Annotated in this window: 9 protein-coding genes; 6 read left to right on the top strand and 3 right to left on the bottom strand. The window is 49.8% G+C overall.

Annotation, left to right across the window (positions count from 1 at the left end):
• Positions 1-1416 (bottom strand): DNA repair protein RadA (gene radA / locus NZ772_06795; GenBank protein ID MCS6813264.1); only part of this gene is annotated, 1416 nt, incomplete at its 3' end.
• 392 nt (positions 1417-1808) lie between these two features.
• Between radA and NZ772_06790 the strand changes: the two genes are divergently transcribed.
• The 3 genes from NZ772_06790 to NZ772_06780 all read left to right on the top strand — a co-directional run bounded on the left by NZ772_06790 (position 1809) and on the right by NZ772_06780 (position 5605).
• A complete protein-coding gene (locus tag NZ772_06790) occupies positions 1809-2549 on the top strand; it encodes a response regulator transcription factor (GenBank protein MCS6813263.1) in 741 nt (246 codons plus the stop codon).
• A gap of 179 nt (positions 2550-2728) precedes the next feature.
• Positions 2729-4210: an efflux RND transporter periplasmic adaptor subunit gene (locus NZ772_06785; protein ID MCS6813262.1), complete on the top strand. Its 1482-nt coding sequence runs from the start codon at positions 2729-2731 to the stop codon at positions 4208-4210.
• A 195-nt stretch (positions 4211-4405) separates the two neighbouring features.
• Positions 4406-5605, top strand: coding sequence for a 4-hydroxy-3-methylbut-2-enyl diphosphate reductase (locus NZ772_06780; protein MCS6813261.1), 1200 nt, complete (start codon positions 4406-4408; stop codon positions 5603-5605).
• A 66-nt stretch (positions 5606-5671) separates the two neighbouring features.
• Here NZ772_06780 and NZ772_06775 read toward each other — a convergent pair whose 3' ends face one another.
• Both NZ772_06775 and NZ772_06770 read right to left on the bottom strand, forming a co-directional pair.
• Positions 5672-5911, bottom strand: a complete 240-nt coding sequence (locus NZ772_06775; GenBank protein MCS6813260.1) for a hypothetical protein — start codon at positions 5909-5911, stop codon at positions 5672-5674.
• Between the two features lie 72 nt (positions 5912-5983).
• On the bottom strand, positions 5984-6205 hold the full coding sequence (locus tag NZ772_06770; GenBank protein ID MCS6813259.1) for a chlorophyll a/b-binding protein: 222 nt from the start codon (positions 6203-6205) through the stop codon (positions 5984-5986).
• Positions 6206-6707: 502 nt separating this feature from the next.
• Between NZ772_06770 and NZ772_06765 the strand changes: the two genes are divergently transcribed.
• From NZ772_06765 to NZ772_06755, 3 genes are read left to right on the top strand one after another with little or no spacing between them, the layout of a single operon-like run.
• Positions 6708-7028 carry a glycosyltransferase gene (locus NZ772_06765; GenBank protein MCS6813258.1) on the top strand — a complete coding sequence of 107 codons (321 nt, stop codon included), beginning with the start codon at positions 6708-6710 and terminating at the stop codon, positions 7026-7028.
• Positions 7029-7052: 24 nt separating this feature from the next.
• Positions 7053-7823, top strand: a complete 771-nt coding sequence (locus NZ772_06760) for a hypothetical protein (GenBank protein MCS6813257.1) — start codon at positions 7053-7055, stop codon at positions 7821-7823.
• Positions 7798-10509, top strand: coding sequence for a glycosyltransferase (locus NZ772_06755; GenBank protein MCS6813256.1), 2712 nt, complete (start codon positions 7798-7800; stop codon positions 10507-10509). The genes NZ772_06760 and NZ772_06755 overlap by 26 nt, the downstream gene beginning before the upstream one ends.
• Positions 10510-10511 lie beyond the last annotated feature (2 nt).

Below are 10511 nucleotides of genomic sequence, written 5' to 3'. Positions count from 1 at the left end.
AGCTTGTCCCTTGGGGACGATCGCCCGCTTGAAGCCTAGCTTCATCGCTTCCTTCAGGCGTAACTCTAGCTGAGAAACGGGTCGTATTTGTCCCCCTAACCCTACCTCACCAATCAAGACCATTTCCGGATCCACAATGCGATCACGGAAACTAGCCACTACTGCGATCGCGACCCCCAGATCGGCTGCTGGTTCCCCTACCTGTAACCCTCCAGAGGACGCTACATAGGCATCTAGTTTAGAGAGCGGGATGCCTACTCGTTTCTCTAGCACAGCTAGAATTTGTAACAGCCGGTTATAGTCTACACCTGTAGTAGCACGGCGGGGCGAGGGATAGCTAGTGGGGCTAACTAACGCCTGCAACTCCACCACCAATGGGCGCGTACCTTCACAGGCAACAATCGTGGCAGTTCCTGGCACTAACTCATCCCGATTCCCTAGAAATAATTCAGATGGGTTCACGACTTCCTGAAGGCCACGATCCAACATCTCAAACACACCCAACTCATGGGTGGCCCCAAAGCGATTTTTGACTGATCGCAAGAGTCGATGACTGGCGAAGCGATCGCCCTCAAAATACAGCACAGTATCAACCAAATGTTCCAACACCTTTGGCCCTGCGATTGCTCCCTCTTTCGTAACATGACCCACAATGAACAGGGTAATATGTTCGCGTTTTGCCAGTTGCATCAGCGCTGAGGTGCATTCCCGCACCTGAGACACGGATCCAGGCGCAGAATTTAATGACCCCAAATACAATGCTTGGATACTGTCAATGACTGCAACCTGTGGCTTGAGGGATGCTAGTTCTGCCAAGATAATATCAAGGTCAATTTCAGGCAGTAAGTACAGCCTAGGTGCGGACGGTGTTACTGGTAATGGATCTGATATTGCCTCTGGCAGTTCCTCCGTACCAGTTACATCACCATCCTTCGCACTTGATATTGCAGCAGGCTTTACGATGCCAAGGCGCTGCGATCGTAGCTTGACTTGCTGACCCGACTCTTCCGCACAGACGTATAGCACCCGATACTGTTGAGCTAGGCTATTGGCAACTTGCAATAGCAGTGTAGACTTGCCAATTCCAGGATCGCCCCCAACTAGCACCAAGGAACCAGGAACAATGCCTCCACCCAGCACCCGATCTAATTCCGGATAGCCAGAGGAAAAGCGTGTCTGGGGATGATCAGAGACTTGTTCTAGGGTAAGGGATGCCTGTGCTTTAGGTACCCCAGAGGTATGGCGCTGTAGGGTTGATCGTCCCCCTTGGCTCGGTCTAGGGTTGCTCGCAGAACTAGCAGGTATGGCTTGCTCGATCAGGCTATTCCAGCTACCACAGAAGGGGCATTTTCCATAGTATTGAGGCGATTCAGCTCCACATTCATGACAACTGTAAACAGACCGCACCTTAGCCATAGTTCACTGCCATACTTCAAATTTCATTAAGAAACATAAGATTCTATCCGCAATAGGTGACAATCAACCTACATAATTCTTTTTAATTCGTTAACAAGCCTAGTCAGTTTTATGCTCAGTTCGTGTTCGAGTTAAAAACTGAACCTTAGGCATCAACAGAATTCTGGCGTTTCTAATGTGATTTGTTAGGGTAGCATGGAAATCATAGGATAGTTGTACGATGTCAATGTTCAAATTCAACCTTTGTAGTTCAATCCTAGATTGCATTGGCAATACAAAAGGTTGGAGCGCTGCTTCTGTTTGTTAGCAGACGTTCATGAAGAGTTGTACAACACAAGTGGTGATATTAGCCATTCAATTGCAATGTTTCTGGTTCAGGAGTTTTAGCAAAGTTGGAAAGCCATAAGGAAAAAATCCTGGTTGTGGATGATGAGGTCAGCATCCGACGCATTCTGGAAACCCGTTTGTCCATGATTGGATATGACGTGGTTACAGCTGCGGATGGGGAAGAAGCGTTAGAAACCTTCCGGAAGACTGAACCTGATCTGGTCGTGCTTGACGTGATGATGCCTAAGCTAGACGGCTATGGCGTTTGTCAAGAACTGCGGAAGGAGTCAGAAGTACCTATTATCATGCTCACGGCTCTGGGAGACGTTGCCGATCGCATCACAGGTTTAGAGCTTGGTGCTGATGATTATGTAGTCAAGCCCTTTTCTCCTAAGGAACTAGAGGCAAGAATTCGCTCGGTTCTGCGTCGAGTTGAAAAAACAAGCACATCGGGCATTCCTAGCTCTGGTGTCATTCAAGTCACAAGCTTGCGGATTGACACGAACAAGCGCCAGGTCTATAAGGGCGATGAGCGGGTGCGCCTGACGGGTATGGAATTTAGCCTGCTGGAGTTGCTTGTAAGTCGTTCCGGAGAAGCATTTTCTCGGTCAGAGATTTTACAAGAGGTCTGGGGCTACACACCGGAGCGCCATGTCGATACCCGTGTGGTGGATGTGCATATCTCTCGCTTGCGGGCCAAGCTAGAGGATGATCCAAGCAATCCAGAGTTGATTCTGACGGCGCGAGGAACGGGCTACCTGTTTCAGCGCATTCTAGATAATGATGAAAAAGCCTCCACAGGCTAACCTCTAGTAGCTAGTAAGTTTTTGGTATAGAGGGCAGATGGCAATTGTTAGGGTAGTCCATGGTGTGGTTTGATTAAAAAGTTGGCCAGTTCTGAACCTGTTGGCTGCATGAACCGCCTAATAGTGATGAGGTTCGCCTCATGTGACAATGTTGTTACCCTACTTCAGAGTCTGAACGCATGAGACAATTACCCTGGTCTAGGCTGCCAGCGATCGCCCTGCTAGGGCTGATGCTGTTAAGCAGCAGTTGTGGGCTTGTTTCCCGCGTTCCTGCGGATGCCCAACCCCAGCGCTCATCCCGTGGTGAGCAGCAAAGCCCGACCCCCGTTGATGTAGCAGTCGCCCGTACAGGGTCTATCCAAAGTCAGCGAGAATACACAGGTACGACTCGTCCTAACCAAGATGTGACCCTCCGCGCCCAAGTCGAGGGGAGGGTGATCGCTATGGCAGTAGATGTGGGCGATCGCGTCACTGAAGGTCAAGTTGTCGCTGAATTGGACGGTGATATTTTACGTGCTGCTGTGCTGCAACAGGAAGCAGAGTTAGCTGCCCAGCAGTCGGAAGTGACAAGGTTAACGGCACAGTTGAATGAAGCCAAAACCCAGGTAGAGCGAGCACGGTTGCAGCTACAGCAGGCCCAAGCGGATGCTGATCGGTTGCAGCGGTTGGCTAAGAGCGGTGCAATTTCCATCCAGCAGGGAGAAGTAGCCGTGACGAATGCCCGCACAGCCGCCCAAGTCGTGCGATCGGCAGAGGAACAAGTCCAGAGTCAACGGGAAGCGATCGCAGCGGCTGAACGGCGAGTGGCTGCTCAACAGGCCGCCGTAGAACAAGCCCAACAGCGCCAAGCCTATACAGTGGTGCAATCCCCCGTGGATGGTCTGGTGCTTGAGCGTCTAACAGAAGCAGGCAACTTGGTACAGCCAGGAGGTGCTATCTTGCGGGTGGGCGATTTCAGCCAGGTGAAAATTTCCCTTCAAGTTTCCGATTTAGACATTGCTAAGCTGCGAGTTGGTCAAGCTGCACAGGTGCGATTAGATGCCTTCCCTAATCAAACTATTCAAGGCCGCATTAGTCGTATTTCTCCGGCTGCAGATCCAGCCGTGCGCTTAATTCCCGTGGAAGTGGTGATTCCCAATGAAGCAGGCAGAATTGGTAGCGGACTATTAGCACGAGTAACCTTTGCTCAACTGCAGACAGAACGTGTGCTTGTAGCTCAGTCAGCCCTAGTGGAAGACGAGGCCCAGAAATCTGGACAGCAGGGCAACCCAGCTAGCCAAGGTTCCCCATCACCAGCACTACTGGATAGTTCCCCCAAGGGCAGGAATACCCAGCGGGCAGAAGGTGGTAGGCAGACAGAAGGTGGCGAGCGGGCAACTCGTGCAACCGCTGCTCAGGGACAGTCTCGATCGGGCCAAGGCAACCGCCGACGATCGTCAGCTAGCGGACAACCTGCCAAGATCTTCGTAGTCGTGGGTGACGGCAAGGATGCCAAGGTGATGGCTAGACAGGTGATTGTGGGCGAGCGCGGCAACGGTCAGGTAGAAATTCTGTCAGGTTTGCAAGCAGGTGAACGCTACGTTACGCGCAGTGGCCGTCCACTGAAGGATGGTGAGCCTGTGCGCTTGAGCATTCTGTCTGAGAAACCTGAGTCGAACTAGGCAGTTGTCAACAGTAAGCTGAGAAGCCAGATACAAACCACTGTGGTCATAAGCTGAGTGGGCTGCATGTGCACCACTATTCTTTTTTGATTAAGAGTGTCTGCTACTAAACCGTTACACTGGTTTATGAGTATGTGGATGGTCACTTGCAGTCCATTGTTTATTATCAGCGTTGAATCGTCAGGGACAGTTGACATGGATACCAAAGCGTTTAAGCGGTCGCTACAACAGTCAGAAAATTACCACCGTAAGGGATTTGGGCATGGGGCTGAAGTCACTGGCGTGATGCAAACTGAGTACCAGAGTAGCCTAGTGCAGCAAATTCGAGACAATGGTTACACTCTCACCCAAGGTAATGTCACTATTCGCCTAGCGGAAGCCTTTGGCTTTTGCTGGGGAGTGGAGCGTGCTGTTGCCATGGCCTACGAAACCCGCACCCATTTCCCCAACGATCGCATTTGGATCACCAACGAGATCATCCATAACCCACTGGTGAACCAAAAGTTGCAGGACATGCAAGTCCAGTTTATTGAAGTTGAGAATGGTGTAAAGGACTTTTCTAAAATTGCGGCAGGTGATGTTGTGATTTTGCCTGCCTTTGGGGCTAGTGTGCAAGAGATGCAACTGCTTAGAGACCGAGGCTGCACGATCGTTGACACCACCTGTCCTTGGGTTGCCAAAGTTTGGAATACTGTCGAAAAACACAAAAAAGTAAACTACACCTCTATCATTCACGGTAAATATAACCATGAGGAAACCATTGCCACTAGTTCCTTTGCTGACAAGTACTTGATCGTGCTTAACCTGCAACAGGCCCAGTACGTCTGCGACTACATTCTGCACGGGGGTAACAAAGCCGAATTCATGGCCAAGTTCCAACGCGCTTGTTCTGCTGGATTTGACCCCGATCGCGACCTAGAGAGAGTTGGTATTGCCAACCAGACTACCATGCTCAAAAGTGAAACAGAGCAGATTGGCAAGCTGTTCGAGCACACCATGATGCGTAAGTACGGCCCTGATGTATTGAATCAGCATTTCCTCAGCTTCAACACGATTTGTGATGCCACCCAAGAGCGGCAAGATGCCATGACGCAGCTAGTAGACGAGCCATTAGACGTGATGGTAGTGATCGGTGGATTTAACTCGTCAAACACCACCCACTTGCAGGAAATTGCCATCGAGCGGGGAATTCCGTCCTATCACATTGATAGTGCCGATCGCATTTTAGAAGGCAATCGCATTCAACACAAACCCCTTGGCAGAGACTTAGAGATCACCCCAGCTTGGTTGCCAGCAGGCCCAATTACTGTAGGTATTACCTCGGGTGCCTCAACCCCTGACAAAATCGTGGCGGATGTGGTGGAAAAAATCATGGCTGAAAAAAACCGGGCGTAACATAGTCACACCCGGTTACCCAGTAGCCTTATCTCGAACACTCAAATCTAGCTGAACCACTAATTTCTAGTAGAGGGGCTTGAAGATCAATGACCAGAGGATGCCTGCTCCGGCGATCGCAATCAGGGCATTGGTGAAAAAGCGACCAATCTCAGGGCTGAATCCCAAAATCTTGTCTTCTTGACTAGCCGTAAAAAATAGTGACCATGCCTGAGTAGCATTAATAGTCTCAAAGTTGTTAAAGCTAGGGCGAAAAACAACTGGCCCGAACAGTGTAGGATCCTTGAAATCAAAATCAGTATTCATAACTATCTCCTTAGAAGCGAAACAAGTTGGTTGGTGTGATGACAGGCAAGGAGGATCAATCAAACCATTTACTTATTGAACGTTAGACAGGTTTGCCAAAAACCCCAGGACACCATGGCCAGTAATCACTTCCAGCAGTATGGCAGACACAAAGCCAATCATAGCCAAACGACCATTTAGAGTCTCAGCACGCTTAGTGAAACCCATACCAGAGTCCTGCGCCACATAAACAGTAGGCTCAATGGCATAAATGTTTTGGCGACCGCCCTCTTCGGTAACAACACCTCTAGTCATACTCTTTGCTCCTTTGCACAAGGCATTGATTCATCTATGTAAATTAATATAACAAATTATTACAGTTTTGCAACAATTTTGAGAACAGACTTGTAATATGCTAAGCGTTGAACACAATACAGCGCATTGATTTGTACGTGATCCTGAATAGATTCAGATTGCTTTGAAGCCTTTCGGCAAGCGTTGAGTGGAGACATGAGTATAGGCGGTAGCTGAAAGCCAGGTTTATTGGTAGATGGCCAGTTTGTTACCCTTTTAGATCAGCTACTGATGATACTTGCTACGGAAATTTACTGTTGAGGCTTACACGGCGCGACATGTGAATGCGATCGTAGCTTTTTGATGCCTGATGAGACTATTCCTGGTTGAGGCTGAGTAGTGGTTTTAACTACTTAGTGTCAACTGTGAGTGTTAATTGCTACTGAGGTTAGCTATTCTTCGAGATATAGCCCGGATGAAATGTAGCCCATAGTGGTCGGGTTAATAACATATGAGTACCGTAATGCCTCTAGTATCGGTTGTGATTCCGGCCTATAATGCTGAAAAATGCCTGGCAGAGACGTTGACATCAGTTTTGGCCCAGACCTATGAACACTTAGAAGTCTTAGTTGTCAATGACGGATCAACTGATGGCACAGCAGACCTTGCAAGCCAAATTATGCTACGCGATCGCCGTCTGAAGGTGATTACACAATCCAATGCTGGTGCCGCCGCTGCCCGGAATACGGGAATTCGCCATGCCCAAGGAGAGTATATTGCCCCGATCGATGCCGATGACCTGTGGCATCCCCAAGCCATTGAAAAAATGGTGGACTGTATGTAGCAGGCTCCCGCTATTGTTGGCGTGGTGTATGCTTGGTCAGCCGATGTAGACGGCTATGGTAAGGTAACGGGTGGTTTTCGTACCTCTGGGATTCAGGGTAATGTTTACATCACCCTGATCTGTCATAACTTTTTGGGGAATGCCAGTGCCTCACTGATCAAGCGCACCTATTTGCAACAAGTTGGCGGCTACCGTACTGATATGCAGCGGCAGAAAGCCCATGGCTGTGAAGACTGGGACTTGTATCTGCGGCTAGCAGAGATTTGTGAATTCCGTGTCGTGAAGGAATTTTTGGTGGGCTACCGTAAAGACAACCACAGCATGTCTACAGATTTCACGCGCATGGCGCGATCCCATCAGGTGATGCTGCGATCGGTGCGGGAAAAACATCCAGAGATTCCAAAAATCCTCTATCAACTCTCCGCCAGCAGCTTTTATCTCTACCTTGCCCGTGTTTGCTATCTGTATACCGATTTTTCTAACGCGATTGTATGGCTGGTTGCTGCCCTCAAGGCTACCCCAGTGATAACCTTATGCCGGTTGGGATTCTATTCCCTGGGGTTCAAAAGTCTGTTGCGGCTGGCGCTTCCTCGGTGGCGCTACGTCTGGCTGCGGCAGCGGGATGAAACTACCAGGGTTGCCCCTGGGCAGTCCTTTGATGCAGCATTGCGCTCTGTTGGCGTGACACCCCAAAACCGCAAGGTACAGTTTCAGCAATTGGTGGGGTATGTACTGCATTGGCTGATGACACGATTATTTGGAGGTGCCTATGCTCTACCCCATCAAGGTCGTTGATGTTGAACTGAGCCAGCCCTTAGTTACGTTGGAGGGGCTAGAGGGCTATATGGGAGTGCTAGGTTTGGTGCGATTGCACGGGGTACCAATCGGTTATGTCAAGGCTCCCATCACTAATGGCAAATGCACAGTCGAAAGCATGGGTCAGGCTATTCTTCAAGAGCACAGCACGAAGCTCATTCATAGTTTGCTGGAAAAGCTATTGGCCATCTCTGCCTTGCCAGAAAAACTGAAGCTAGAGGATTTAATCAATCTCCCTTCACCTTTAGAAACCTTTTGGCAAAAGCAGTCTAGCTATCCGTTAGTGACTGTGGCGGTCTGTACCCGCGATCGCCCCGACGACATGCAGCTTTGCCTCAGTGCCCTGAGCAAGCTAGACTACCCCAACCTAGAGATTCTCGTAGTGGACAATGCCCCTACTACCGACAGCACCCGTAATCTCATCGAGGGTAACTATCCCCAGGTACGCTATGTGTGCGAACCGCGTCCGGGGCTAGACTGGGCACGCAACCGCGCCATCCTAGAAGCCAAAGGCGAGATCATTGCCTATACCGATGATGATGTCGTGGTGGATCCATTGTGGGTGAAGGCACTGGCATGGGTATTTGTGGAAAATCCCCAGGTAATGGCGGTGACAGGGCTGGTGGTGCCCTACGAGTTGGAAACCAAAGCACAGGTATTGTTTGAGCACTATGGTGGCTTTGGGCGGGGATTTGAACCTAAATGGTTTATTGGAGCCGCAGCTCCATCTAAATCAGTCGCTTCCCTCTATGGCGCTGCTGGTCAGTTTGGTACAGGAGCCAATATGGCTTTTCGCCGTAGCTTGTTTGAGCAGATTGGTGGCTTTGATCCAGCCTTAGATGTGGGCACAGTAACCAATGGGGGTGGGGATATTGAGATGTTTTTCCGAGTGCTAAAGGAAGGGTATACCCTGGTTTACACGCCCACGGCGATCGTCCGTCATCGTCACCGGCGAGACTACGCCAAACTTTACACCCAGATCGCCAACAACGGTATTGGTCTGTATTCTTATTTCCTACGAAGTGCCCTGGCGTATCCTACTGAGCGCATCGCCTTCTTAAAACTAGGAATTTGGTGGCTGTGGTGGTGGTTGTTGCGACGGCTGTGGATATCCTTCAAATACCCTAATCGCTTACCAAGAGAACTGATTTGGGGTGAGTTGCGGGGGTGTTTTGTGGGCCTAACTCGCTACCCCAAAGCCAACAAAATTGCTAAAAATCTCAGTAAAGCCTACGCAGGGGAGCCTTTATTGCCCGCAGTTGTGACTAACAGTGCTCCCCAATCGGCACAGTACCCCGCTCAGTCTGCGATTGCTGTTAAAACGGTAGAACTCAGTCAACCCCTGATTTCCTTGAGGGATGTTGTTGAGTATGACAAGGCCCGCATTTTTGTCACTTGGCATGAACAACCCTTGGGGTCGATCGATATTCAGACGGCATATCAACCTCTAAGTGCTTCTCGACTCAGGGGTATGATTATTCAAAAATTTGGTTTGCAACTCCTTGATCCTGACTTCAGACTGCACAAGGATTTACTCTGGGCACAATCAATGAATACCCTACTGCAACATTGGCTACCCGATGCGGTTCAGAAGGCCCAGCCCCCATCGTTACCCGACCACATCCCAGTATCCATTGTTCTGGCAACTTACGATCGTCCCCAAGACTTGCAAGAATGTCTGCCAACTCTCCTAGCCCAGAATTCAAACCGACCGATCGAAATAATTGTTGTTGATAACCACCCTCAATCAGGACTTACCCCCCCCATTGTGGCCAAGTTTCCTGGTGTCATCTTAGTAACAGAGCCACGCCAAGGCTTGGCCTACGCTCGCAACGCCGGAATCAATGCCTGTACAGGAGATATTGTCATTGCCACCGATGATGATGTGATTGCTCCGCCAGACTGGTTGGAAAAACTGGTTGCCCCTTTTAGTCGTCCAGATGTCATGGTAGTTACCGGCAATGTTCTGCCCATAGAACTGCAAACCCCCTCTCAGCAGGCTTTTGAAGACTATGGCGGTCTGGGCAAGGGCTTTGAGCCGATGGAAGTGAATGGAGATTGGTTTGAATCGTTTCCTCGTCAGGCAGTACCGACCTGGAAGCTCGGTGCAACTGCAAATGCTGCCTTCAGAGCCAGCATATTCAATCATCCTGATATTGGCTTAATGGAAGAGACCCTAGGCCCAGGGTTACCCTCTGGTGTTGGTGAAGATACCTATTTGTTTTATAAGGTGCTAAAAGCTGGCTACACCCTGATATATGCTGAGTCCTGCTATCTGTGGCATAAACACCGCCGAACAGAGGCTGCCCTAAGGCGGCAACTCTATAACTATAGCAAGGGAGGCCCTTCCTATCATCTGGTTACTTGGCTTCAGGATGGAGATTGGCGGGGCCTATGGCGCATCTTGGTTGAAATTCCCTATCTTTTCCTTTGGCGGGTTCAGGCTAGGCTAAGAGGTTGGACTGATTATCCCATGTCCTTGCTGGGCTTGGAGTTAATTGGCAATTTGGCAGGGCCTTGGTCGCTGTGGCAGTCTCATTTACGGGTTCAGCGTGAGGGACGCAGCAGTCCTTACATCCCAGTGGCTGAACGATTCAACCAGTCTAAGACTACGAATGCTCAACCCAGTCATCAGATGACTCATAATGCTAGTGCTAAGGGGTGATG

The organism is Cyanobacteriota bacterium (assembly GCA_025054735.1).
Taxonomy (GTDB): Bacteria; Cyanobacteriota; Cyanobacteriia; order SKYG9; family SKYG9; genus SKYG9.
The sequence above is the reverse complement of the archived record's forward strand: the minus strand, read 5'-3'. Positions and strand labels throughout refer to the sequence as shown.